Source organism: Floridaenema fluviatile BLCC-F154 (genome assembly GCF_041929135.1).
Classification (GTDB): Bacteria; Cyanobacteriota; Cyanobacteriia; order Cyanobacteriales; family Aerosakkonemataceae; genus Floridanema; species Floridanema fluviatile.
Genome location: NZ_JBHFNS010000092.1, coordinates 17,981 through 42,010 on the forward strand (window position 1 = coordinate 17,981; position 24,030 = coordinate 42,010).

A 24,030-nucleotide genomic window follows, 5' to 3' on the forward strand; every position below is an offset into this window, starting at 1 on the left:
ATTTAGAGAGTTTATAGGAAGGCAGTAAATGATAGTATTTATTATTCCAGTCAAGAGTCAAAAAGTAGCAACTTCTTGGCCCGATCTCTGTAAACTGTTCGATCGTTCTTTGCGTGCGGTTTGTAACCAAACTTCACCCGATTTTAAAGTTATTGTAGTTTGTAATGAAAAACCAACTACTTCTTTTGAACATCCAAGCGTTGAATATTTATGTGTTAATTTTCCGCCTCCTGGGGAAGGATATGGAGTAAAAGTAGACGATCGAGCGAAAAGAGTTGTCGCCGGACTTTTTGCAGTTAAAGACTTACAGCCTTCTCATGTCATGTCTGTAGATGCAGATGATTGTATTAGTAAACATATTGCAGAGTTTGTTAATCAAAATCCCAACAAAAATGGTTGGTATGTGGATCGAGGCTATGAATATGACGAAGGTAGTTCTAAAATAGCAGTTAGAAAAGAGGGATTTTATCGCATTTGTGGCACTTGTAATATTATTAATTATCGCCTGTTTCAACTGCCTCCACAAATGCTTCCCTACGATCAATTAACAGGTTACGATCGCTTTTTAGGCGGACATCCTTTAGCCAAGGGAGATTTAGCAGAAAGAGGTACTCCTCTGGAACCATTACCCTTTCCTGGGGTAGTTTTTGTCCGAGATCAAGCGGGAGAGAGTGTATCCATGCAAGAATCATTTTTGGAAAAATGGAAGCGAAATCCCAAAGAAACTTTAAGAGGAGTGAAAAAAAGATTATTGGCTCCATTTAACGAACAGATTTTAACAGACAATATCCGAGAAGAGTTTAGTCTTTATCCCTTGTCCAAATGAACACTTTTCAGTTTCCCAAAGTTTTCGATCGATTACCAATAGCCAATTTTTTATATCCCTAAGACTAAACTGGAGATTACAGAAATGGTGATTTTTATTATTCCTTTAAAAAGTGCTCAGCTTTCCAGTTCTTGGGAAAGAGTTTGCCAGTTATTAGAACGGACTCTTAAATCTGTGTGCAATCAAACTTCCGACAATTTTGAAGTGATTATTGTTTGTCATGAAAAACCAGAATTATCTTTTTCTCATCCTAAAGTTCATTGTTTGAGTGTTGATTTACCACTTCCCGGTGATGATTATGTGAGTAAGGAAAAAGACAAAATGTGTAAAATGCTGCTTGGAATGATCGAAGCTTGCAGCATGAATCCTTCTCATATTATGTTTGTAGATGCTGATGATTGTGTGAGCAACCGTTTAGTGGAATTTGTGGAGCAGAATATTCATAAAAATGGTTGGTTTATTGGTAAAGGTTATGAATATCGGGAAGATATTCAGCAACTTAAATATAGAAATAAAGACCTACATTTAAGAACTAATACTAGCCATATTATTAGAATTGACTTACTCAAACCCGATCTGACCATTCCCTTAGAAGAAGTTCGACGGGAAAAGTTTATTTTGTACCATCGAGATACGGCTGATATCTTAAAAAATCGGGGAACTCCCCTAGAAGAATTACCCTTTCCAGGGATGGTTTACATTACAGATAATGGGGAAAATATGTGGTGGAGTCAATCCCAAATTTCCAGTGGTAAAAAAGAGTTTAACTTGAAAAATAAGTTACAATCTTATCTGAAAAAAGTTTATCAAAGTATGATTACTCGTCCTTTAACTCCAGAAATTAAACAAGAATTTTACCTGTATTAAAAGTATAGAGATAATGTTAGAAGATTATAAAGCAGACATCGATCGGTATGTTGTGACTCAAGGCGGATCGTGGATATCGCATATATTAACAAAACAAGGATTGTGGGCTTTAGCTGAATATCGCTTTAGTCATTGGGTGAGAACGAAAGTTCATATTCCCGTTGTTCGACCTGTTCTAAAAACTTTGGGTTTTGTTTGGCACAAAATTATTGAGATTATGACCGGAATTGATATCCCGGCTAATACCAAAATTGGTAAAGGTTTTTATATTGGTCATTTTGGAGGGATTATTATTAGTTATGATGCGAAAATCGGAGAAAATTGTAATATTAGTCAAGGAGTAACAATTGGTTTCGGGGGTAGAGGAGAAAATTCCGGTTGTCCTATAATTGGCGATCGGGTATTCATCGGCCCCGGAGCAAAAATATTTGGCAAAATTAAAATTGGCAATGATGTAGCTATTGGAGCTAATGCCGTTGTTACCAAAGACTTACCCGACAAGGCTGTAGCTGTGGGCATTCCCGCTAAAATTATTAGTTATAAAGGGTCACAAGATTTTATTATATATAGGAATTTGTCAGAGATACAATCCAGAGAAAACAATCTAACAAACAACACAAATAAGACTTCCAAGGAGCCTAACTAAAAATTTTAACAAGCAATTTTATTGCTAAATATATAAATTCAAATGCTGAATTGAGCCATAAAAATTATGTAAAAGCGCATCAATCTCATACCTCCAATAGTTAAATACTTTTTAGTGAAGTCGAGGATCGCGCCGAGAAAATGGTTTTTTCAACACTGAAATAACCAACTGAGAAACACTATCCGGTAATACTCGCTTGACTAATAATTTAGTAATTAAATTTTGCGCGTATCTTTCTCGCAAAATTGGCGGATAAAGTTTCACAGCTATCCATAATTTTTCCTGAGCATATTTAAGTAACTTGGCATCTATGTTATTAGCTAAACAAAGTCCCGCACAATACCGATAAAGAAAAGCAAGACTCTTATTTCTTAGATATTGTATTTCCAGTGGGGCTGCTTGATATGCTCGTTCAATTGCACGCAAACCTTCTTTTTCCATCACATCTACTTTGGAACTCATAGATTGGGATGTTTGGCGATAAAGAATTTGCGGTTTAGGAACAACCACAAACTCACACTTAGCTGCTGCACGTAAATAAAAATCCCAGTCTTCAAAACTTTTCATAGTGGGTTCAAACTCACCAATCATTTCAATTACCGATCGACGAATCAAAATATTTGAACCACTACCAATGAAGTTACCGAGCAATAAATCTTGATAAACATTTCCTTCAAGAGTAGATGAAGCTCCTTGTGCAAAAGATACGGATTGTCCCTCATCACGCATATTCAATGTCCAGCTATAAGCAACACCAGCATTGGGATTTTGTTGCAATGCCATCAACTGTGATTCCAATTTATCAGCTGTCCATAAATCATCAGCATCAATGAAGGAAATAAATTCACCGCTAGCATTACTAATACCTCGATTTCGTGCCGTTGGCAGTCCCCCATTGTTATATGAGAATACCTTGAGTCGCGGCTCATTGATCTGATTCAGAATCTCTAAAGTTCTGTCTGTAGAACCATCATTGATTACAATTAACTCAAAATCTTGGAAAGTTTGTTGCTGAATCGACTGGATTGTTTCTAAAATTGTCCGTTCGGCATTATACGCTGGAATTATAACTGAGATTGTAGGCATTACCATTTCTCATTCATGAATTTTTATAGACTCAGAATCCAATTTCCTATGGCTTTAGTCGTTCGTTTTTTTAATCCTATTGCTCGGTATAACATAACTTTTGCCATTGACGGAGAAGCTAATGCTGATTTGTCCAGTGATTCTTCACGCCAAATCCTACTAGCAGATAAAGAATTAGAATTTAGAGATGAAATAAACTCTTCTCGCACTTCTTCAACAGCTTTAGCAGCACGAACTCGACACTCTTTGGCTTCTTGTTTTGCTGCCTCTGTCTGACAATAGTCAAAGGCTCGATCCAATTCTTGAGCGGACAGTCGATCCACAGAAAATACTATAGGCCAGCCAATAGTTTTTGTTTGACGTAAAACTTTAGCTCCTCCAGAGATTGCATCAATCGCAATTACAGGAACTCCATTTTTTAACGCTAAAACTGTTCCATGTAAACGAGTTGTAATTACCAAATCCATCCGACCAATCAAGGAATCTATTTCGGCGGCTGTGCGGAGATTACTTGTATTTGGATCTAAACCCGTATCAATTCTAACTGCCACCATTTCTCTTGATTGAATCAAGTCTTCAATTGCTTGGTTAGCAATTTCATGCTTACACTTTTCTTTATATTCTTGTTGAGGATGAACTAAAATAATTCCCACTACAGGAACTTTCGGTTGTGATGACAGAAAGGTAATATCAGGATGGTTTTGTTCAGAACTGTCTCTAGCAATAAGTACATCAAAAGGATTCCAGATGTTTACTGGCTCGATCATCGACAAATCAATGCCAATCAAACGACACTTTTTGAAGCGTTCGAGAAAATCAACTGTTAAATTCATGTAGGGGAAAGGCCCACAAACAAAAACAGCATGGGAGTAATCATCAGGATTAACCAACTGCCAATCTACACCACCCATAAGCGGAGGCGCTAATGCAACATCGTAAGGATAACCTGCGCCTTCTATCCATTCGCAGACCAAATCCTTTGCCATCAAATCCCCTGCTGTGACATTACATTTTTTATAACTAAACCACCCAGCAACCAGAATTTTCATCACTTAACTCTTCCTTTACTTTACTAATCTACTTATTTTAGTATTAAAAAATTCTCTTAGTTCATCATGAAGATGATCTTTGCTACTACCGGAATTTCGAGAAACTTCCACCTTCAATACAGATCTACAAATTATGTTTGCTGCTACCAAAATCTCTGGAAACTTGAACCTTCAATATAGATCTGTATTGTTCTATACATTAGTTATGGGTAACTTCTACTTTACCTTCATTTTCCACACACTCGGTAGCTTCCAAAGATGCCAAAGATTGACAAGGACTAGCACCCCCTTTTAAGTTGAAAGGTAAACTATGCCAGGGACAAACAACACACCCGTCTCTGAGATAACCACTAGCTAAATCTGCTCCTTCATGAGAACAGTATCGACTAAAAGCGATGACTCGTTGATCGGGTAATCGTGCGACGCACATCTTATTTGAGATTGGACGAATTGAACCTACAGGTAACTCCTTTGAATCAAATATCGTTTTGGTTTTGTTTTCTGATGGAATTTTGATAGATTCCACTGGAATATTAGTTGGAAAAGAATCGGAATTATCATTAAAAGCAACAGATTTTAAATTAGATAGTATATAGGATCTTTCACCTCTATTTAGTTTTTTCCTAAGATTACGCCCTAGATTCGCAGCAATTTCTGAAAATCTTGCTCCTATACCTTTTCTAGTGTCACCAAAGATATAGTTATCTTTATAGGGAGAGTCTTCTAAGAAATGAGGTGTTCCTATAACCATCCTCATGCTAATTACAAATCTTGTAAAATCTGTGCTATTTAATTCAGAACTATGAAGATGCTCACCATGAAAAATTAAAGCATCACCTGGTTGCAAATTAAAACTTAGGACTGGCCCGAAAGATTGTCCGGGGACTATTTTACCTTCCTGAGTACAAGGTAGTTTCTTACCATAAATTGTCGGATAGATGTTCAACCCATTTCCTACCTTGACTGGGCCAATTGCAATCCATACATTAACACAGTTAGTAGGACATTGATACCAACTATCATGATGGGGGCCGTGAGGCGTTATTTTACCATTGTACTTAAATTGGTTGAGTTCCTTTCTTCTCGATAAGGTTAAATCATAGGGAATATGAAACCTTACATTAGGTGATTCCTCAAAATAGTAATGAGTTTTTTCTTGAAATATTTCTCTTACCAATGCTTTAGCTAATTTAGATGCCAGCGGACGAATAGTTTTGTAAGTTTGATCGCTAACAGAGGTTATGTCATCGACATCAATTACTGTATGAATTTCTTCTAATCCTTTGCGACGAACTTGAGCAGCTTTTTCATCATTAGTAGCTTGTCTTATTCCTGCTAGGCTAGCTTCTTTTATTTCTTCAAAGTATCCAATCCTTTGAAGACATTCAGGAACCACTATAATTTCGCCTCGCAATAGACGCTGAGTAATCTCATTAAATGGTATTAACTCAGTACGATCAAGTCCAACACTCTTGGCAGTTTGTTTCATAAAACTCTAATAAAACCAGTTGTTTTACAATTTATTTGATGATATCATTTGGTTTGCCTGATAATTTTAATGTTATTGTAAATATTTAAGCTAAAATTCCCTGAAATATTTACAAATTATTAATAAATCAGAAACTTTTGCGATCGCTCCTCTGACATCAAACTATACTAGCTCCTACCCGCCAGAAAATTTACCTATCCATCAATTCTCCATAAATAAACCCATTGCCATCTGTCCCAAGAAAAACTCTACCAAACACATTCATATCGCCTACTAACGTTAGTGTTCCCGAAAAGTTACCATCAGGATAATCAACAATTTTCACCCAACTAGTCCCCAAATCTGTAGAACGGAAAACCCCAACCCCACCCTTAACTTTACCTTGAACAAAAATTGTTGGATTACTCACATTTGGCGCTGCTTTACCAAAACCTAAAACATTAGCTTCCTCAACCGAATCAACCTTGGTAAAATCTTGCCCAAAATTGCTAGAACGGTACAATCCCCGATCTTTGAGACTTAGCCAAATCTCACCTTTCATATTAGGTGCAGATCTTAAATTAGCTCCCCGCCATACCTCCGCAGGCAATTTTTCATTGACAATCTGCCAAGTTTCCCCGCCGTCATCGGTACGGATTAACTGCCCACGTCGATGATGATAAATGTAAAAAGTACCATCTTTAACTGAATCAGCAGCTAAAGCTTTTTGGGGATTCCATAAATCAGTGTGAACACCTCCGCCGATTTTTTCATCACTAAAAAAGTCAATTTTTTGCCAATTTCTTCCTCCATCTTTTGTAAAATAAGGTAATTTCCCTTTGGTAGGTTGCCAGACAATATTTTTCGTATTACTCGCAGATACGGCGACATTCCCAAACACTAATTCTTCAGGATGGGTTTTCTGTTCAATTGAAGGGAAGTTTTGCCAATTTTTACCATTATCTACAGAAAAGCCTGCTCTTATTTTCCAAGATTCATGATGATTGGCTCCTACGGAAACTATAAAATTAGGATTATTGCTACTATAAGCTAAGCTAGTTGTGGTGTTAAAAATCCCATTACCATGACTTTTGATTGGGATAGCATTTAAACAATCATGACGAAATCCGTCAAAATCTGCTATTGCGGTAATTAAACTCGCTCCTTTTGGCGTACTAATAGCATCAAAACTAACTGTTTCTTCAATTCCATTAACGGCAGCTGACCATTTAACATTCTGTTGATTAGCATTTTCTGTTTGCCAAACTCCAATTCCATTAGTTAGCCAAATTTGCTCTGGATGAGATCGGGAAATAGCTATCCCTCCAGTTAAGGTATAAAAACTCCAATTAGGCCACCAGTTAATGCCATTAAGAGTATTTTTTAACACTACCCAGGTTTTTCCGCCATCATCTGAGCGATAAATATCTTCTGGAGTCATGGGATAAGTAACGACAAAAATAGTATTTGGTTTATTTGGATCTACGGTGATTGCCGAATAGTTTCGCTCTTTTTTGGGTGTAATATCTTGCCAACCTGATGGTGTAAATTTCCAAACTCCTCCATCTAATTTGTTTTTGATGCCATAAAAACTGGTGATTAATTCTCCTTGATTGTTGACCACAGCTTGTTGCGGTACTAAGTCTTTTGCTGGGCCATTTGTTAATAATTCCCAAGTTGTACCTGCGTCATTACTGCGATAAATGCCTTCACCAGATACACCAGCGTAAATTACTTTTGTTTTGCCATTAATTGTGCCTGAATTAGCATCGAAAACTACGTAAGTAATACCTGCTAATTGATTAGTTTCTGGGTGGGAATTGCCAGTAGGTACTAGAGATGGATTAACCTGATTCCAAGTTTTTCCTCCATCTTCTGTTTTCCATAATCCATTCAGCCGAGAACCGAAATATACCAGATTGCTGTTATTTGGATCGATCGCTAATCGTTCTCCCGTCCAACGCCAAAATTCGTTACCTCCCATTGGTAAACTTAAGTTGAGTACTTGCCAAGAATTACCTCGATCGCTAGATTTCAGTAAATTCCCTGGATTTAAATTTTTATTTTTCTTTGTGTAAGCACCTGTGGCAATGTAAAGAATATTGGGATCTTGGGGAGCGATCGCCATACTCTCAATAGAATAAGAAATATTATTTGGCAACCGATCGGCTTTAATTAACTGCGTCCAATTTCGTTCTTCAACATTCCAACGAAAAACTCCTCCCACATCAGTCCGCACGTAAACAATATCTGGTGAATTAGGGTGAACTATCACACCAGTAACAAAACCACCTCCGCCCATTTTTACACTACTCCATTGATACTTTTCTCCTGTAGCAGTAGTAAATACACTTTTGTCTTTTGCCACTGGACATAAATCCGATTGAAGGGGAGTACTAAAAAGACTTTGGGTAAAAATAGCTAACAAGGCAAAGCTTAATGTTAAAGCTAAATAAAATAAAGTTTTCCGCCTCTTTTTAATGAATTTCATCCAAAAATTTACTAATATTTTAGCCGTTAATCTTAATTTAACAGGTTTCGATCGCACTGGAATGTTGGCTGACCGCTTCCTCAATTGATTTTCCGGGAAAAAACGGGAACAATCTCGATAAATTTTAATAAATTGCTCAAAAATTCATAGAAATTTTAAAATTTGGCTCTTCCGTACTTGAGGTGATAAAAAAATTAATCGATGCTTTGTAAAGCTGACACAAAAACAAATCGATTAGCAAAATTTATCAACCTTAGTAAGGAACAGCCAAATCTCATATCTAAAATTCCTTATTCCCCATAAGTTCCACCAGTAATTTTGCCTCGAAAGACGACATACTGATAGATGTTATAAAATAACATCACTGGAATTAAAGCACCGATGAAAATGATCATTACTACTAAAGAACTGGGATCGGCAGCAGCTTCGTAAATGGTGATTTCTGTTGGGATAATGTAAGGGAAAACTACCAAAGCTAAGCCGATGAAAGTTAAAAGGAATAGGAGAATTGTCCAGACAATCGGAGATCTTTCTTCCTTCCGCCCTAAACTTCTCAGCAACAACCCAATTAACACAACTCCCAAAACTGGAATTAAGGAAAAGATGTAAATTTGTGGTTGCTGAAACAATCTTTCCCTAGCGTATTCGTAAAATATGGGAGTTGCGATCGTAATCAAAATTGCCCCAATTAAAGTTGTAATTGCTGCAAGTCTTGCCGTTTTATAGTGAGTTTCTTGTAACTCTCCGGTAGTTTTCCAAATTAGATAAGTTGAACCAATCAAAACATAACCTTGAATCAAAGTCAAAGCTACTACTATTGATTGCCAAGTTAACCAATCCCAAGTTCCACCAATAAAATGACCCGCTGCATCTACTTTAATTCCAGCTAACACGCCACCAAGGGAAAAACCTTGACCAAGTGCAGCTAAAAAACTTCCGGCACCAAAGGCATAATTCCAAAAGAATTTGCGGGTTGCTTGTTCGCGAAATTCAAACGCTACCGCCCGAAAAATAAAGCCGAAAACCATCAACAAAATGGGAATATATAGGGCGTTGAGAATAGTTCCATAAGCGAGGGGAAATGCACCGAAAAGACCGCCACCCATGAGAACTAACCAAGTTTCGTTCGCATCCCAAATGTTGCTTAAACTGGTCATTAAAATGCTGCGCCGTTCTTCGGAAGAAGCGGTAACAGATAAGATTCCTACTCCTAAGTCAAAGCCATCTAGCATAACGTAAAGGAAGAGGAATAATGCTAATATTCCAAACCAAACTTGTGGGAGAAAATAACTGAGAGTTTCCATTTTTTACTCCGGTTTTCCAGTGAATCCTAATTCATGTAGAGACGTTGTATATAACGTCTCTACAAAGTCTCTACAAAGTTTTTTTGAACCGCAGAGACGCAGAGGACACAGAGAGAAGAAGAAGAGGAGGATTGCTATATTTCATCTGTGTTCATCTGTGTTTATCTGTGGATATCTGTGGTAAAAAAACTCTATTGTTGTGCTTCTACAGGACGTTCGTCGGGAACAAATTCTCCGGGTGTGGTTTCGATCGCAGGACGAGTAACTTCTACTCCGGGTATTGGTAAATCTAATCTTGGGCCTCGGCGGATAATTCGACTACCAAAATACAGAACTGCGACAAACAAAAAGCTATAAACTACAGCAAAACCGAGAAAAGAAGTTAATACATTACTAGCAGGAAGTTGCGAAGCTGCGTCAACTGTGCGAATTTGTCCGTAAAGTATCCAAGGTTGTCTTCCCACACAACGCACGATCCAACCAGATTCTACGGCAATGTATCCTAAAGGTGCGGCGAAAATCCAAGCGAACATTAACCATTTTTGTTTGGCTATGTTTTCTGTTGAAAGTTTACCTAACAACCAATGCAAAGTGGTAATTAACATTAGTCCAGCTAGGAAAAATCCAATTCCTACCATTGCACGGAAGGAATAATAAATTAAGCCAATTAAATGAGGACGATTTTCGGGTTGCCATTCTTTCAAACCTTTTACAGGTGCGGAGAGATTTTTCTTCAATTCCAAAATGTAACCTAAGCCATTGGGAATGGAAATTTCCCAATCATTTTTTTCGGCTTTTTGATTAGGAATTGCTAACAAACTCCAATCAGCAGGTTGTCCAGCAGGTACAGTTTCCCACTGTGCTTCCATTGCGGCTAATTTGGCAGGTTGATAGTGGAGAACTTGTTCGCCGCTTAAGTGTCCGACGTAGATTTGTAGGGGTGCAACGGCGATCGCAGCTGCTAAAGCAATCTTAAAAGCTTTGCTAAAAAAAGCAGGTTGCCGATTATTGAAAATGTACCAAGCACTAATTCCCCCAATTACAAACAGTGAAGTTTCCAAAGTAGCGAGAAACATATGGGAAACACTCACCGCCATGAAAGGATTTAAAATTGCTTTAAAGTAATCGTTGACAATAAATTTGCCATCAATTATTTCTCCACCAGCAGGAGTTTGCATCCAAGAATTAGCAGTTAAAATCCACAAAGTTGAAAGATTTGCACCAACTGCTACCAAAATTGTCGATAAATAATGAACGATCGGATTGACTCTTTCCCAACCAAACACCATTATTCCTAAAAAAGCCGCTTCCAGCATGAATGCCCAAGAAGCTTCAAAACCAATTACACTGCCGAAAAAATTACCCACAGCTTCCGAAAAAGGTGCCCAATTTGTGCCAAACTGAAATTCCATTGGAATTCCTGTGGCTACACCAATACCAAAATTGAGAATGTAAAGCTTTGACCAAAAACGAGCATGGTAATAGTAGTCAGGGTTGCGAGTTTTTAGCCACAGTCCCTCGACAACGACCAAGTATATCACCATGCCTGTAGACAGCACAGGCCAGAGCATGTGGAAAATTGCAGTCAGCGCAAACTGGGCGCGTGATAATGCAACGGTATTCGAGAAAAATTCCATCAATAGCTCCCTATTTAGTCGTTAACTTTGAGGGTTGTTACCTTTAGATTAGAATAGTTAACTTTTGATACTTGTCGTTACATTTCTTAGAAAGTCTTAAGATAGGGACTGGGAAAGTTCTGAGTTTTGAGTTTTGAATTGTAGGGCGGGTTTTGCCTTGATATTATTTGTCAGTAGCAAAAGTTGTCTACTAAACCCGCCCCTACAGAATCCCTTGTCCTCACCTACCTATATGTAAACGAATAAACTCAACTATTTTAGTTAGTCCTGCTTGGGTTTTTAAATTGGTGAATACAAAAGGTTTATCGCCGCGCATTTTTTTGGCATCGCGTTCCATTACTCCCAAGTCTGCGCCTACCATTGGGGCGAGGTCAATTTTATTGATTACCATTAAGTCAGATTTGGTAATTCCGGGGCCACCTTTGCGGGGAATTTTATCACCTGCGGCAACATCAATGACGTAAATTGTCAAGTCTACTAATTCGGGGCTAAATGTTGAGGCTAAGTTATCTCCGCCACTTTCGACAAAGATTAAATCTAGGTTAATGAATTTTTGTTCTAGTTGTTCGATCGCTACCAAATTGATCGAAGCATCTTCGCGGATAGCTGTGTGGGGACAACCGCCTGTTTCTACGCCTAAAATGCGATCGCTAGATAAAGCTTGAGAACGTACTAAAAACTGAGCATCTTCCTGAGTATAGATATCATTTGTAACTACAGCAATGCTGTAATTTTCTCGTAAATTTTTACACAAAGCATCGACTAAAGCAGTTTTTCCTGACCCTACAGGGCCAGCAATTCCTACACGAAATACAGTCATATTTATGTTCTCAATTATTGTTCAGGAGTGAAAGTTACTTGTGCTACTTTACCTGCTTCTCCGAGAGGTTTTGCTTCCTGATTATTCCTAGAAACTAACACAACCCCCGCATTACCCGCACGAATTACAATTCTTTCTTTTCCAGACCAAGATTGTTGGGTTCCCTTAGATATAATTCCTTCAAATTCTACTTTACCGTCAACGGTTACGCGCATCCACGAATCGTCTTGGAATTGGGCGGTTACTTGGAAAGGGGTATTAAGTGTGGTATTTTCAGGTGTGGCTGCAACTGGTTGTGTCGAGGTGGGAGATAGTGTAGAACTAGTAGGCGAATTAGGATTACTTTTTGGCGTGACTGATGCTACAGTATTTTCTACTTTCTTTTGTTCGGTAGTTGATGATGGTTTATTTTGAACAACAGATGGCGATGTTTGCGGACGATTTAGTAAGTATAAAATGCCCCCCAGTGCTATTAGTGTTGTTGCCAAAATGTAAGGTAAGTAGGGAATAGAAGGAATTGTCAGTTTTTCGGGTAAAGAGGGTAAAGAAAACTTTTCTGCTAATGAAGCTGACTCTTCTTTGGAACGTTCCCCATCATTATTTGCATCATATTTTTTACCGCCAATTACTTCTGCATCTAATAATTGATCGCTTAAGTCTATAGGTGGTAATTCGATCGGAAAAGTCATTGCTAAAGCGTTACCATCTAAGCCGAGAGAATCTGCATAGCGGCGGATAAACCCTTGAATGTAAACTGGTTCTGGCAGACTTTCTTCTTTTGCTTCTTCGATCGCCCTTAAAAGACTGGCACGAATGTAGGTGTTAGCAGCTACTTGTTCTAAAGAAATTGACTGCTCTTTTCTTAAACTGCGGAGATAGGTTCCTATTTCTCTGAGTTTTTCTCCTTGCTCAGTAGTTAAAATGTTCACGTTGTTACCCTAGATTTGAACTATAGTTGAGATCTTCAATAAAAGATACCATATCATCTGACTTGACCACGCGGTAAAAAATTCATGTTGTCGAAATTTGTTTTTCCTCTTCCTCCGACGTTAAATGAAATTATTGGGACTGCTAGAACCAATGTTTATGCCAGTGCTAAAGAAAAGCGGGCGTGGACAAATAGAATTGCGGTAGAATGTTTTGGTCGGAGGCAGTTTCCCGATCGAGTTTGGATTGAGTTCATTTGGAAAATTAAAAATTTTCGCCGCGATCCTGATAATATTTCGGCGGCGGCTAAGTTTGTTATGGATGGATTAGTGGAAGGCGGGATTATTCAAGATGATAGTTTAAAATTTATTATGTCTCCGGTATTACATTGGTATGAAAAAGGTGAGGATTTAGTAGAGATTCATCTTGCTGACCATCCAATTTGGAATGGGCGGATAATCGATCTGGAAAATCCGGGATTTCGGGAGACTAAGAAACAAGCGATCGCTATTTATCCAGAAGTTTTATTACCTACTAAAAGGGCGGAAGTCACGGAAATTGAGTCAGTATCAATGAAGTCGATCGCCCCAGAAACAATCGCAGAAACGCCAACGGTAACAACAGTTGTGGAAGTTCTTAAAGAAGAGGTTTCTGACTCTCAGGAGTTGTTAGAATTAGCGGAATTAATTAATCAGGAATATCAGCGATCGAAAGCTGCGCCAGCTACCGCCATGTTACACGCAAGAAATGCTGGAGAATTTTTGTTGCAAGCTCACAGTTTACTACCTGAGTCGGAATGGTTAACTTGGTTAAGTACTCATTGTCAAATTTCAGAACAGTCGGCGAAAACTTATATGGCGATCGCTAAAAGTTGGCTCAATCTCCAGAAGTCTTCTCAATTGTCACGCATTTAAGAGGTAGGGGGGCAGGGGGGCAGGGGGGCAGGGGAGGATGAGAGGAAATTTTTCCTATTGACAGATTAAAGGATTTGAATATAAAAGAAATGTTAGTTTTTAATTATCTCTAGAGTTCGCTATTTACGAGTCAGCTGTAACCATTAAAGATGAGTTGAAAAAAATACTGAGATAGAAAAAACCAGAGCAGTGGGTGTTTCCAGGGCTGAGGTTAATGAAAAGTTATGTATGCAAGCCTTGACAAATAGCAGTTATTACTGAGTTTTTTGGATATAAGTAAGTGATATGATTTCGGATGAATATCTGAACGAAGAGTGATTTAAATATGGCCCAAGTGCCCGTCTCTCCAGTGGTACTAATAATTCTAGATGGCTGGGGATTTCGTGAAGAAACTGACGGCAACGCCATTGCTGTTGCAAATACACCCGTAATGGATAGCCTGTGGGCAGCTTATCCCCACACCCTAATCAGTGCTTCTGGAAAAGCAGTGGGACTACCAGAAGGGCAAATGGGTAATTCCGAAGTGGGGCATCTGAACATTGGCGCTGGGCGGGTAGTACCGCAAGAATTAGTTCGCATTTCTGATGCGGTAGAAGATGGTTCTTTGCTGAGAAATCCAGCTTTGGTAAAAGTTTGTCAGGAAGTACAAAGTCGCAAAGGCAAGCTGCATTTAATGGGCTTGTGTTCCGATGGTGGCGTACATTCTCATATCAGCCATTTATTAGGACTGCTAGACCTGGCGAAAGTCCAAGGTATTTCTGATGTTTGTGTTCATGCGATCGCTGATGGTCGGGATACTAACCCGAAAGAGGGTGTAGAAGTAATTAAACAAATTCAAAGCCACATCGATCGCATAGGTGTGGGACGCATTGTTACCATCACCGGGCGTTACTACGCGATGGATCGAGATAAGCGTTGGGATCGAGTGCAAAAAGCCTACGAGATTATGACCCAAGATGGTCAAGGCGATGGGCGAAGTGCTGTGGAAGTAATGCTTAATTCCTACGCCGCAGACTTAACCGATGAATTTATCCTCCCAACTCGGATTGCTCCGGGAGCCGTAGAATCTGGAGATGGGATTATTTTCTTTAACTTCCGTCCTGACAGGGCGAGAGAAATTACCAGTGCTTTTGTGAGTCCAGATTTTGACGGTTTTCCCCGAAAGCAAATCACGCCGTTAAGTTATGCGACTTTTACGCAGTATGACCCGGAATTTCCGGTTTTGGTGGCGTTTGAACCGCAAAACTTGACTAACTTGTTGGGTGAAGTGGTTGCCAAACGTGGTTTAAAGCAGCTTCGCACGGCGGAAACGGAGAAGTATGCTCATGTAACTTACTTCTTTAATGGTGGTTTGGAAGAACCTTTTCCAGGTGAAGATCGGGAATTGGTACAAAGTCCAATGGTAGCGACTTACGATCGCGCCCCCGCAATGTCAGCAGCAGCGGTGACGGAAGTGGCGATCGGTGGAGTGGAAAAACGCATCTACTCGATGATCGTGATTAACTACGCTAATCCAGACATGGTAGGACATACCGGAAAAATGGAAGCAGCGATCGAAGCTGTGGAAACGGTAGATAAATGTTTGGGAAAACTGCTGGAAAGCATTAACAAAGCTGGCGGTACAGCAATTATTATTGCTGACCACGGTAATGCGGAATTAATGCGGGACGAAAAAGGCAACCCTTGGACTGCTCACACAACTAACGTTGTTCCCTTTATATTGGTGGAAGGTGAAGGGTTGAAAATTCCCGGACATGGAACTGAGGTTCCGCTGCGCGAAGATGGTCGGTTATCAGATATTGCGCCAACAATTTTGGAAATCTTGAAGATTCCGCAACCACCGGAAATGACAGGTCGATCGATGATTCTTCCGGCTGAATATCAAACGAAACCTAATCGCACCCCTGTCCGAGTTTCCTTATAATTGGGTAATGAGCAATTTTAAATTAGAGATTTTGAGTTTTGGATTGAGTTTCCGTCTTTAAAATTTGAAGTCTCGAAATTTGAGGTTCGCTGCTCACTAAATAACTCATTACCCATCACCAAATTACCAATGACCGTCATTAATGTTTTAGAAGCGATCTGGGCATTTTCCGCTTTAGGTCTGATTGTATTAGTCTTGCTGCATAGCCCCAAAGGAGATGGAATTGGGGCTATTGGTGGACAGGCTCAACTTTTTAGCAGCACCAAGAGTGCAGAAACCACTCTCAATCGCGTGACTTGGGCGCTGACTATCATTTTTATGGGGATAACCGTGGTTTTAAGTGCCAATTGGTTAGCTCCTCGTCCTCCGATCGGTTAGTAAGGCGAATTAGGATGCGTCAACTCTGGGCGATCGGCTTAGCAGTTTGTACCTGCATCCTCGTCTTAACTTTTGCGGTTTGGGGGGAAACAACCGAGAAATTACCCCCTCTGCAAGCTCATCCTCTACCACCATCTCTGGCGCAATGGCAAGATAACAGCAATAGCGGTGATTATTTTACGGAAATTAAACCAACGCCAGCAGGTTATTTAGTGTGGTCAGAATTTCCGATTAAAGTGTTTGTAGAACCGGAAAAAAATGCTGAGGAGGTTTCTTTTGATGCCGAAAAAGCGAAAAAATGGGTAAGTGCGGCATTAGAAGCTATTAAAGAATGGAATGTTTATTTACCTTTAGAAGTTGTCGAAGATTCTACTATTGCTGATATTTTAATTTGGCGTTCTGCACCAGCTTGGAAACCGAGTTTTGATAGAAACACAGGTAGGTTTCAGTTACCTCGCGCCCGGACTGCTGAGGCACGTTATGAATTTTATCGTCGTCAATCTGCCAAGGGCGAAACAGTTTTATCTCACAAGTTTACAATTAACGTAAATCCTAATAAAGTCAGCGATTACATTTTACCAACTATCCGCCATGAACTCGGTCATGCGTTAGGTATTTGGGGTCACAGTCCTGTAGAAACGGATGCGTTATATTTTTCTCAAGTTCGTGATTCACCGCCAATTTCTTCGCGAGATGTTAACACTTTGAAAAGGATTTATCAACAGCCTACTCGCTTGGGATGGAAGTTAGCCCCCATATCTTATGGCGATTGAAATCGCTGCTACACAAACAAAGTCCGCCTACGCGGACTAAAGAGTAATATCAGACTATTAAATAATCAGCTAGAAAAAAGACAGATTAAAGTGTTACTTTCTCCGTTTCGTTATCAAGTGGACATTTTAAGGAGTAATATTAAGGAAGTTAAGCATGAATTATTAACCAAAATTTCTCAACCTGATTGAGTGTATTAATCTTGGGGTTTGACAATGACTGCCAAAACTTTACCTTACCTAGCAGGGTTTACTACAATAATATTGATATTAATGGGAGTCTGGTTTTTAGCGAAAGCTGAACAAAAACAATACCGCCAAAGCCAACGTAGCGAGGTATTAAATAAACTGGATGCTGTCAGGGCAAATTTGGAAAATGCTTTGAATACCCAACTAGCGACAAAAAGTGGTTTAGCTGCTTATATCTCAGTTAATCCTGATGTGACTGCGGCTGAATTTAATCAAATTGCTAAAGTAGTTTCCGAACAAGAAGAAGATATTTATTCGATCGGTGCAATTAAAGGTAGTGTAATAGCTTTTGGCTATCCCCCGGAATTAGCTAAATCTTTAGTTGGGATCGATCTAAAGAAAATTCCCGGACGTTGGGAAGCAATGCAGCGAATTATTGATACTAAAAAAACTATGATTACTGGCCCGGTTAAATTAATAGAAGGAGGTACGGGATTAATTAGTTATACTCCAGTGTTTGTAACTCCGCCAAATGGTAAACCTGCTAGCGGCGAATTTTGGGGATTTATAGGAATTGTAATTAAGCCAGAAGATTTATATAAGAAATCGGGAATTTTAGCGGAAAAAATTACTTTAAAATATGGTTTGCGGGGGAGAGATGGATTGGGAGAAAAAGGGGAGGTATTTTTCGGAGATGCGGCAATTTTTCAAGAAAATCCGGCGATCGTAAAAGTTAGTTTGCCTAATGGTTATTGGCAGTTGGCTGGGATTCCGAAACAGGGATGGGAGACGATCGCACCAAACAATGTTTTAATTAGTATAATTGGTGGAGTTTTGGCAGTAGTTAGTGGAATTCAAGTGTTTATTTTAATGCGCGATCCGAGTCGGTTGCGAGAAGCGATCGCCAAAACTAAAGAAACAAATGCGATGTTGCAATCAGAAATTGAAGATCGCAAAAGAATCGAAGCAGAATTGCGACTTTCGGAAGAGAAGTTTTCTAAGGCTTTTTTAGCTTGTCCTGATGTAATGGTGATTACTAATCCTAGCAATGGATTAATGATTGAAGTTAATGATGCTTTTCCCAAGATTATGGGTTATTCTAGACAAGAAGCTTTGGGTAAAACTTCATTAGAATTAAACATTTGGGTAAATCCTGAACAACGTTCTCCGTTAATTAAAAAAGTCCAAAGTGGCGAGTCAGTTCGCGATCGAGAGGTGTTATTTCGGCGGAAATCTGGGGAAATTTTTACGGCATTAATTTCGATCGAACTAATTGATATTGGAGATTGGCAGCGATCGATTTTTGTGATTCGGGATATTAGCGATCGCAAACGCGCCGAAGCTGCCTTAAAAGAATCAGAAAGAAAATATCACAGTATTTTCGATCATGCCACTGAGGGAATTTTTCAAACTACAATTGATGGAGTTTTTATTAGTGCTAACCCAGCATTAGCCCAAATTTATGGTTATGATTCACCGGAATCGTTAATGGAAGATCTCAGTGCAAAAAGGCTTTATGTTGATTTAAAAAGTCGAAAAGATTTTATTGAAAATTTAGAAAAACATGGAATCTTATTAGAGTTTGAAGCGGAAATTTATCGCCAAGATGGTAGCATAATTTGGATTTCGGAAAACGCTCGTGCTGTCAGAGACAAAAAAGGCAATTTACTTTACTATGAAGGCACCGTTAAAGATATAACTCTTCGCAAAGAAACAGAAGAAGCATTGCGAAAATCAGAAATGCAACTTCAGCAAGCAAAAGATGCCGCAGAAGCTGCAAATCGAGCCAAAAGCCTGTTTCTTGCTAACATGAGTCACGAACTAAGAACGCCATTAAATGCGATTTTAGGTTTTACACAGTTGATGGCAAAAAATCCGGCTTTTGCTTCAGGAACTAAAGAATTAGACATCATTAGTCGTAGTGGCGAACATTTATTATCATTGATTAATGATGTTTTAGATATGTCAAAAATTGAAGCTGGAAGAATTATTCTTAATGAAAATTGGTTCGATTTATATTATTTACTGGATACTTTAGAAGGGATGTTGCGATTGAAAGCGAAAGCTAAAGGTTTGCAGGTAATATTCGATCGCTCTCCTGAAGTTCCCCAATACATAAGAACCGACGAAAATAAATTACGCCAAGTTCTAATTAATCTTTTAGGAAATGCGATCAAATTCACCGAAGAAGGCGGTGTTACTTTACGAATTAGTAGCAAAAAACCTGTTAATTATTCAAGTTTAATAACTTTTGAAATTGAAGATACTGGTACGGGAATTGCAGAAAATGAAATAGAAAAATTGTTCGATCCATTTGTGCAAACTGAAACCGGAAGAAAATGCCAACAAGGTACAGGTTTAGGACTAGCGATTAGCCGAAAATTTGTGCAATTAATGGAGGGAGATATTATTGTTAAAAGTAGATTAAATGAAGGTAGTATTTTTAGATTTGATATTCGCGTAAAACTTGGCAGTGCTACAGATATTCCCACAGATAAACCTATTCCTAGAGTAATTGATTTAGCACCAAATCAACCCAAATATCGCATTTTAATAGTTGATGAAGTAGAGGATAATCGGTTACTCCTGCATCAATTATTGGCACCTTTGAAATGGGAGATTAAAGAATCAGAAAATGGGTTGGAAGCTGTAAAAGAATGGGAAATTTGGCAACCTCATTTAATTTGGATGGATATGCGAATGCCTGTAATGGATGGTTACGAAGCAACTAAAATAATTAAAAGCAAACCAAAAGGAAAAAATACAATTATTATTGCCGTTACTGCTAGCGCCTTAGAAGAAGATCGTTCTTTAGTTTTAGCAGCAGGATGCGATGATTTTGTCAGGAAACCTTTTCGAGAAGCAACAATTTGGGAAACGATGGCGAAACATTTAGGATTACGCTACATTTATGAAAATGAAAAAGTAAATAACAAAAATGAAATCTCAAATCCCCAATTTAATTTAACTTCTGAAGCTCTACAAGTCATGCCATTAGCATGGATTTCACAATTACACCAAGCATCTGTCAGCGGTGATGATACTGTCGCTGATGAGTTAATTAAACAAATTCCTGAAAATTATGCTAGTTTGGCAAATGCTTTATCAAGTTTAATTGATAAATATCGCTTAGATACAATTAGCGATCTTACTAAGGCTGCACTTATTTCATAGTAGAAAGCTTGCACCAGATTTAGTTTTTAAGGATAAACTGGTTAGTAGTTAGTTGAATTTCACCTACAGCTAACCTTTAGCTAATTGTTAAAACAGTTATACTCTGTGCTGATGAATACATCTCAAGCTGTCTCTGCCGATCTTTTATTAGTTGATGATACCCCGGATAACTTGCGTCTGTTATCTCTGATGTTAACTGAAAATGGATATAAGACGAGAAAGGTGATTAATGGAGAAAGAGCATTACAAGCTGTAGAGATAGTGACACCGGATTTAATTTTACTTGATATTAATATGCCAGATATGAATGGCTATGAAGTTTGTCGTCGCTTGAAAAAAATAGATAGAACTCGCGACATTCCGGTGATTTTTATTAGTGCTTTAGATGATGTGTTTGATAAAGTCAAAGCTTTTCAAGTTGGAGGAGTTGATTATATTGCCAAACCTTTTCAGGTAGAAGAGGTTTTAGCTAGAGTTAATACTCACGTAAATATTAGGAAGTTACAAAAACAATTACAACAACAAAATTCTCAATTGCAAGAAGAAATCCGCCACCGCTTATCAACAGAAGAAGCAAATGCTCAATTAAAAGCTTTGGAAACTCAATTACGCCAACAACTAAATGTATTTCTCCATGCAGTTTCTCATGATTTAAGAAATCCGGTAATTGGGACGAAAATGGTGTTAAATAATTTAACTAATCAAGTTGGAGAAACAATTCAACTTCCACGTAAAATTTTAGAAAGAATGCAAGAGAGTAATGAGCGACAGTTAGGGTTAATTAATTCCTTAATTGAAACTCATGCAGCAGAACTTTGGGGACTTAAGTTAAATTACAAACCTACAGAATTACACAGTTTGGTAAAGTCGGCATTGGTAGATTTGCAGCCAATGTTAGAGAAGGAACAAGTGGTATTGTCCGATCGCATTTCCCCCAACTTACCCTTAGTTAAAACCGACACACTCCACTTAGTTAGAGTTTATCAAAACTTAATCGGCAACGCCTTAAAACACAATCCACCAGGATTTCGTTTAACTTTAGATGCTACAGTAGAAAATGGATGGTTACGTTGCACAGTTGCAGATAATGGCGTAGGTATCAGTCAAGAACAATGTAAAAATATCTTCGATCTCTACTTTCAAGGAAGCCAAAAACGCCAATCAGTAGGTTTAGGTTTAGGACTGTATCTTTGCCAGCACATTATTCAAGCACATGGCGGTGCTATTGGAGTCGAGAGTGAATTAGGAGTAGGAACTACCTTTTGGTTTACTTTACCATTAGCTTGAACTCCGAAAAATTAATTTTGATTGAGCTTGATACAAAACTAAATACTTATGCTAAGACTCATTACCTATTTAGAGGTTATTCACTTTAATTTGCTAAATTAAGTTGTGAGTCAAAGTATTGAGTGTTTTTACTCAGAATTGTTGAGCCAACCTGGAGACAAACTTATGATTACGACAATTCGCTATGATATAAATCTGATTCAAGAAGAAGCAAGAGAACTAGTCAGAAAAGGAACAGTTAGCCGTAATCAGCCAATTTATACCCTTTGTCAATTTATTCCAGTGCGGGAATGGGTTTATGTAGAACGAGAGTTAGAATTAAATGGGTATTTGTTGCGCGATCGCATCATTGATTTACTAGGTCGAGAAGATTGGTCAGAAGATTAATAACCACCAAAAAAACTAACGCTATAAAAGTAAAATCTAGTTAGCGAGGTAAAAGAAATCACAATGGAACTGAAAGCAATCCCAGTGGAAATTCCTGAAGGAAGTAACATCATTATTGGTCACAGTCATTTTATTAAAACCGTAGAAGATTTGTATGAAATAATGGTGGGAACTTCGCCACAGGTGAAATTTGGTATTGCTTTTTCTGAAGCCTCTGGGCCATGTTTAATTCGAGTAGCGGGAAACGAAAAAACTTTAGAAGAAACTGCTACTAAAAATGCACAGGATATTGCCGCCGGACACAGTTTCGTCATTCTTTTAAAAGAAGCTTTTCCGATCAATTTTTTAAATGCAATTAAACAGTGTCAGGAAGTTTGTACGATTTATTGTGCCACCGCAAATCCTGTGCAAGTAATTATTGCGGAAACCGAACAAGGAAGAGGAATTTTAGGGGTTGTGGATGGCTTTTCACCCAAAGGTGTGGAAAGTGCAGATGATGTAACTGCAAGGAAAGAGTTTTTGCGAAAGATTGGGTATAAGCTTTAATTGGTGATTTGTTATTTGTGTCAGAAATCGGATTTGTTAGCAATTAATCAAGGTTTTTTGTTAATAAATCCGGTTTTTTAAATATTGCTAACGAAGATATGACTGATAATTTTACAGCAGAATTAGAATTTGCGACTAAGCTTATCAAAACATCTGCTTGCTTGCATATAAAAGTGCGATCGACACCAACGAATGTCTATCAAAAAGGCGAATTCGATCAGGTAACTTCTACGGACTATGCAATTGAAAAATTTCTGGTTGATGAGTTATTGAAGGAATTCCCCAACGATCGAATTATTTCGGAAGAAACATATATAACCGAAATTACTGATGAGAGAACTTGGGTAATCGATCCTTTGGATGGAACTAGTAATTATGCGCGAAAGATTCCGATTTATGGAATTCAAATGGCGCTGTTAATTAACAAAAAACCTGTGGTTGCTGTTATTTATTTACCGGAACTTGAGGAGATATATTATGCTGCGGTGAATCAAGGGAGTTATTTAAATGGTGAGAGAATTTATGTTAGTTCTTGTGGGGAATTGAGTCAGGCGATCGCATCGATGGGAGATTTTAGTAAGGGAAGCGATCGCACTGAGAAAAACCGAGTTAGATTGGGGGGAGTTTGTGCGATCGTAAATCACATAAATCGATTAAAAATGTGGGGTGCAGCTTGTTACGATTTAGCTGCTCTCGCCTCTGGAAAAACCGATATTTACCTGGTTTATTCCTATGATATTTGGGATATTATGCCAGGATATTTAATCGCCAAAGAAGCGGGAGCAGTATTTCAACAACTAACAGGTGAAGCTTTTGATTATACTGCTACCACTTTAATTGGTGCGGCTAATGTTAAATTGATGAATGAGTTATTGGAAATAATTAATTCCCGTTAATTTCCATATAACTCAACAACCAATTAGCCGCCGTTGCTCTCCTAGTTTGTTCTGGGCCAAATTCCCCAATTTTATAGCCTTTAAAACCCAATTTTTGCTTTAACAACTGTTTATTTTCTTGGGGAATAGAACGAGTTAATTTTACTGTTGGGGGACGACAACCGATAAAATCTGGGGGGTTAGGATACTCGCTTTTCCAGTCATCAGCGACAGCGGAATTATCCCATTTTCCGGTTGCTTCGTCGTAGCGGTATCCTAAGTAATACCAAAGTAATTGGTTAACTGTTTGGGTGTCAATTTCTTCTTTGACGATCGACCAAATTGTGTCTGTATTTAATGGTGGGAGGTTGGACATTTTTTTATAAACCGCAGATGAACGCAGATGAACGCAGATGTTTATGAGAGTTTTTGGCTTCGGTTTTAATCTTGGTTTTTCAACGCAGA

21 protein-coding genes are annotated in these 24,030 nt (G+C 38.5%); 12 read left to right on the forward strand and 9 right to left on the reverse strand.

Features of this window, described 5'->3' with window-relative positions:
• The first annotated feature begins 28 nt into the window (after nucleotides 1-28).
• The 3 genes from ACE1B6_RS25775 to ACE1B6_RS25785 all read left to right on the forward strand — a co-directional run bounded on the left by ACE1B6_RS25775 (nucleotide 29) and on the right by ACE1B6_RS25785 (nucleotide 2,339).
• The gene (locus ACE1B6_RS25775; protein ID WP_413260153.1) at nucleotides 29-826 is read left to right on the forward strand and encodes a glycosyltransferase family 2 protein; all 798 of its coding nucleotides are present in this window, start codon (nucleotides 29-31) and stop codon (nucleotides 824-826) included.
• 84 nt (nucleotides 827-910) lie between these two features.
• The gene (locus ACE1B6_RS25780) at nucleotides 911-1,693 is read left to right on the forward strand and encodes a glycosyltransferase family A protein (protein ID WP_413260154.1); all 783 of its coding nucleotides are present in this window, start codon (nucleotides 911-913) and stop codon (nucleotides 1,691-1,693) included.
• Nucleotides 1,694-1,706: 13 nt separating this feature from the next.
• Nucleotides 1,707-2,339: a serine O-acetyltransferase gene (locus ACE1B6_RS25785; RefSeq protein WP_413260155.1), complete on the forward strand. Its 633-nt coding sequence runs from the start codon at nucleotides 1,707-1,709 to the stop codon at nucleotides 2,337-2,339.
• Between the two features lie 111 nt (nucleotides 2,340-2,450).
• On the opposite strand, the gene ACE1B6_RS25790 is transcribed toward ACE1B6_RS25785, so the two are convergent.
• The 8 genes from ACE1B6_RS25790 to ACE1B6_RS25825 form a co-directional block, all read right to left on the reverse strand.
• Nucleotides 2,451-3,425: a glycosyltransferase family 2 protein gene (locus ACE1B6_RS25790; protein WP_413260156.1), complete on the reverse strand. Its 975-nt coding sequence runs from the start codon at nucleotides 3,423-3,425 to the stop codon at nucleotides 2,451-2,453.
• Nucleotides 3,426-3,448: 23 nt separating this feature from the next.
• The gene (locus tag ACE1B6_RS25795) at nucleotides 3,449-4,474 is read right to left on the reverse strand and encodes a polysaccharide pyruvyl transferase family protein (protein ID WP_413260157.1); all 1,026 of its coding nucleotides are present in this window, start codon (nucleotides 4,472-4,474) and stop codon (nucleotides 3,449-3,451) included.
• 199 nt (nucleotides 4,475-4,673) lie between these two features.
• Nucleotides 4,674-5,963, reverse strand: coding sequence for a Rieske 2Fe-2S domain-containing protein (locus ACE1B6_RS25800; RefSeq protein ID WP_413260158.1), 1,290 nt, complete (start codon nucleotides 5,961-5,963; stop codon nucleotides 4,674-4,676).
• Between the two features lie 190 nt (nucleotides 5,964-6,153).
• Nucleotides 6,154-8,517: a WD40/YVTN/BNR-like repeat-containing protein gene (locus ACE1B6_RS25805; protein WP_413260159.1), complete on the reverse strand. Its 2,364-nt coding sequence runs from the start codon at nucleotides 8,515-8,517 to the stop codon at nucleotides 6,154-6,156.
• Between the two features lie 206 nt (nucleotides 8,518-8,723).
• Complete coding sequence (locus ACE1B6_RS25810) at nucleotides 8,724-9,737, reverse strand: cytochrome d ubiquinol oxidase subunit II (RefSeq protein ID WP_413260160.1); 1,014 nt, start codon at nucleotides 9,735-9,737, stop codon at nucleotides 8,724-8,726.
• A gap of 191 nt (nucleotides 9,738-9,928) precedes the next feature.
• Nucleotides 9,929-11,374, reverse strand: a complete 1,446-nt coding sequence (locus ACE1B6_RS25815) for a cytochrome ubiquinol oxidase subunit I (protein ID WP_413260161.1) — start codon at nucleotides 11,372-11,374, stop codon at nucleotides 9,929-9,931.
• Between the two features lie 220 nt (nucleotides 11,375-11,594).
• The gene (ureG, locus tag ACE1B6_RS25820; protein ID WP_413260162.1) at nucleotides 11,595-12,194 is read right to left on the reverse strand and encodes an urease accessory protein UreG; all 600 of its coding nucleotides are present in this window, start codon (nucleotides 12,192-12,194) and stop codon (nucleotides 11,595-11,597) included.
• A gap of 14 nt (nucleotides 12,195-12,208) precedes the next feature.
• Nucleotides 12,209-13,123 (reverse strand): helix-turn-helix domain-containing protein, encoded by a 915-nt coding sequence (locus tag ACE1B6_RS25825; RefSeq protein WP_413260163.1) that lies wholly within the window; start codon nucleotides 13,121-13,123, stop codon nucleotides 12,209-12,211.
• A gap of 84 nt (nucleotides 13,124-13,207) precedes the next feature.
• On the opposite strand from ACE1B6_RS25825, the gene ACE1B6_RS25830 reads away from it, so the two are divergent.
• The 9 genes from ACE1B6_RS25830 to ACE1B6_RS25870 all read left to right on the forward strand — a co-directional run bounded on the left by ACE1B6_RS25830 (nucleotide 13,208) and on the right by ACE1B6_RS25870 (nucleotide 23,586).
• Nucleotides 13,208-14,035, forward strand: a complete 828-nt coding sequence (locus ACE1B6_RS25830; protein ID WP_413260164.1) for a RusA family crossover junction endodeoxyribonuclease — start codon at nucleotides 13,208-13,210, stop codon at nucleotides 14,033-14,035.
• Between the two features lie 325 nt (nucleotides 14,036-14,360).
• Entirely contained in the window at nucleotides 14,361-15,959 is a 1,599-nt protein-coding gene (gene gpmI, locus ACE1B6_RS25835; RefSeq protein WP_413260165.1) for a 2,3-bisphosphoglycerate-independent phosphoglycerate mutase, read from the forward strand.
• A gap of 129 nt (nucleotides 15,960-16,088) precedes the next feature.
• Complete coding sequence (secG, locus tag ACE1B6_RS25840) at nucleotides 16,089-16,337, forward strand: preprotein translocase subunit SecG (RefSeq protein ID WP_413260166.1); 249 nt, start codon at nucleotides 16,089-16,091, stop codon at nucleotides 16,335-16,337.
• Between the two features lie 14 nt (nucleotides 16,338-16,351).
• The gene (locus ACE1B6_RS25845) at nucleotides 16,352-17,110 is read left to right on the forward strand and encodes a peptidase (protein ID WP_413260167.1); all 759 of its coding nucleotides are present in this window, start codon (nucleotides 16,352-16,354) and stop codon (nucleotides 17,108-17,110) included.
• Between the two features lie 213 nt (nucleotides 17,111-17,323).
• The gene (locus tag ACE1B6_RS25850) at nucleotides 17,324-20,470 is read left to right on the forward strand and encodes a PAS domain S-box protein (RefSeq protein ID WP_413260168.1); all 3,147 of its coding nucleotides are present in this window, start codon (nucleotides 17,324-17,326) and stop codon (nucleotides 20,468-20,470) included.
• Nucleotides 20,471-20,581: 111 nt separating this feature from the next.
• Nucleotides 20,582-21,757 (forward strand): hybrid sensor histidine kinase/response regulator, encoded by a 1,176-nt coding sequence (locus ACE1B6_RS25855; RefSeq protein WP_413260169.1) that lies wholly within the window; start codon nucleotides 20,582-20,584, stop codon nucleotides 21,755-21,757.
• A gap of 165 nt (nucleotides 21,758-21,922) precedes the next feature.
• Nucleotides 21,923-22,144, forward strand: coding sequence for a DUF4327 family protein (locus ACE1B6_RS25860; protein ID WP_413260170.1), 222 nt, complete (start codon nucleotides 21,923-21,925; stop codon nucleotides 22,142-22,144).
• Between the two features lie 63 nt (nucleotides 22,145-22,207).
• Nucleotides 22,208-22,690, forward strand: a complete 483-nt coding sequence (locus ACE1B6_RS25865; protein ID WP_413260171.1) for an adenosine-specific kinase — start codon at nucleotides 22,208-22,210, stop codon at nucleotides 22,688-22,690.
• 98 nt (nucleotides 22,691-22,788) lie between these two features.
• Nucleotides 22,789-23,586 carry an inositol monophosphatase family protein gene (locus tag ACE1B6_RS25870; protein WP_413260172.1) on the forward strand — a complete coding sequence of 266 codons (798 nt, stop codon included), beginning with the start codon at nucleotides 22,789-22,791 and terminating at the stop codon, nucleotides 23,584-23,586.
• Here the strand turns inward: ACE1B6_RS25870 and ACE1B6_RS25875 are convergent.
• On the reverse strand, nucleotides 23,573-23,941 hold the full coding sequence (locus ACE1B6_RS25875) for a DUF1823 family protein (protein WP_413260173.1): 369 nt from the start codon (nucleotides 23,939-23,941) through the stop codon (nucleotides 23,573-23,575). The genes ACE1B6_RS25870 and ACE1B6_RS25875 overlap by 14 nt on opposite strands.
• Between the last annotated feature and the right edge of the window lie 89 nt (nucleotides 23,942-24,030).

What these genes read in the sequence shown, in the direction of transcription:
- ACE1B6_RS25775 (WP_413260153.1), top strand. Translation starts at nt 29, where the DNA reads ATGATAGTATTTATTATTCCAGTCAAGAGTCAAAAAGTAGCAACTTCT.
- ACE1B6_RS25780 (WP_413260154.1), top strand. Translation starts at nt 911, where the DNA reads ATGGTGATTTTTATTATTCCTTTAAAAAGTGCTCAGCTTTCCAGTTCT.
- ACE1B6_RS25785 (WP_413260155.1), top strand. Translation starts at nt 1,707, where the DNA reads ATGTTAGAAGATTATAAAGCAGACATCGATCGGTATGTTGTGACTCAA.
- ACE1B6_RS25790 (WP_413260156.1), bottom strand. Translation starts at nt 3,425, where the DNA reads ATGCCTACAATCTCAGTTATAATTCCAGCGTATAATGCCGAACGGACA.
- ACE1B6_RS25795 (WP_413260157.1), bottom strand. Translation starts at nt 4,474, where the DNA reads ATGAAAATTCTGGTTGCTGGGTGGTTTAGTTATAAAAAATGTAATGTC.
- ACE1B6_RS25800 (WP_413260158.1), bottom strand. Translation starts at nt 5,963, where the DNA reads ATGAAACAAACTGCCAAGAGTGTTGGACTTGATCGTACTGAGTTAATA.
- ACE1B6_RS25810 (WP_413260160.1), bottom strand. Translation starts at nt 9,737, where the DNA reads ATGGAAACTCTCAGTTATTTTCTCCCACAAGTTTGGTTTGGAATATTA.
- ACE1B6_RS25815 (WP_413260161.1), bottom strand. Translation starts at nt 11,374, where the DNA reads ATGGAATTTTTCTCGAATACCGTTGCATTATCACGCGCCCAGTTTGCG.
- ureG (WP_413260162.1), bottom strand. Translation starts at nt 12,194, where the DNA reads ATGACTGTATTTCGTGTAGGAATTGCTGGCCCTGTAGGGTCAGGAAAA.
- ACE1B6_RS25830 (WP_413260164.1), top strand. Translation starts at nt 13,208, where the DNA reads ATGTTGTCGAAATTTGTTTTTCCTCTTCCTCCGACGTTAAATGAAATT.
- gpmI (WP_413260165.1), top strand. Translation starts at nt 14,361, where the DNA reads ATGGCCCAAGTGCCCGTCTCTCCAGTGGTACTAATAATTCTAGATGGC.
- secG (WP_413260166.1), top strand. Translation starts at nt 16,089, where the DNA reads ATGACCGTCATTAATGTTTTAGAAGCGATCTGGGCATTTTCCGCTTTA.
- ACE1B6_RS25845 (WP_413260167.1), top strand. Translation starts at nt 16,352, where the DNA reads ATGCGTCAACTCTGGGCGATCGGCTTAGCAGTTTGTACCTGCATCCTC.
- ACE1B6_RS25850 (WP_413260168.1), top strand. Translation starts at nt 17,324, where the DNA reads ATGACTGCCAAAACTTTACCTTACCTAGCAGGGTTTACTACAATAATA.
- ACE1B6_RS25855 (WP_413260169.1), top strand. Translation starts at nt 20,582, where the DNA reads ATGAATACATCTCAAGCTGTCTCTGCCGATCTTTTATTAGTTGATGAT.
- ACE1B6_RS25860 (WP_413260170.1), top strand. Translation starts at nt 21,923, where the DNA reads ATGATTACGACAATTCGCTATGATATAAATCTGATTCAAGAAGAAGCA.
- ACE1B6_RS25865 (WP_413260171.1), top strand. Translation starts at nt 22,208, where the DNA reads ATGGAACTGAAAGCAATCCCAGTGGAAATTCCTGAAGGAAGTAACATC.
- ACE1B6_RS25870 (WP_413260172.1), top strand. Translation starts at nt 22,789, where the DNA reads ATGACTGATAATTTTACAGCAGAATTAGAATTTGCGACTAAGCTTATC.
- ACE1B6_RS25875 (WP_413260173.1), bottom strand. Translation starts at nt 23,941, where the DNA reads ATGTCCAACCTCCCACCATTAAATACAGACACAATTTGGTCGATCGTC.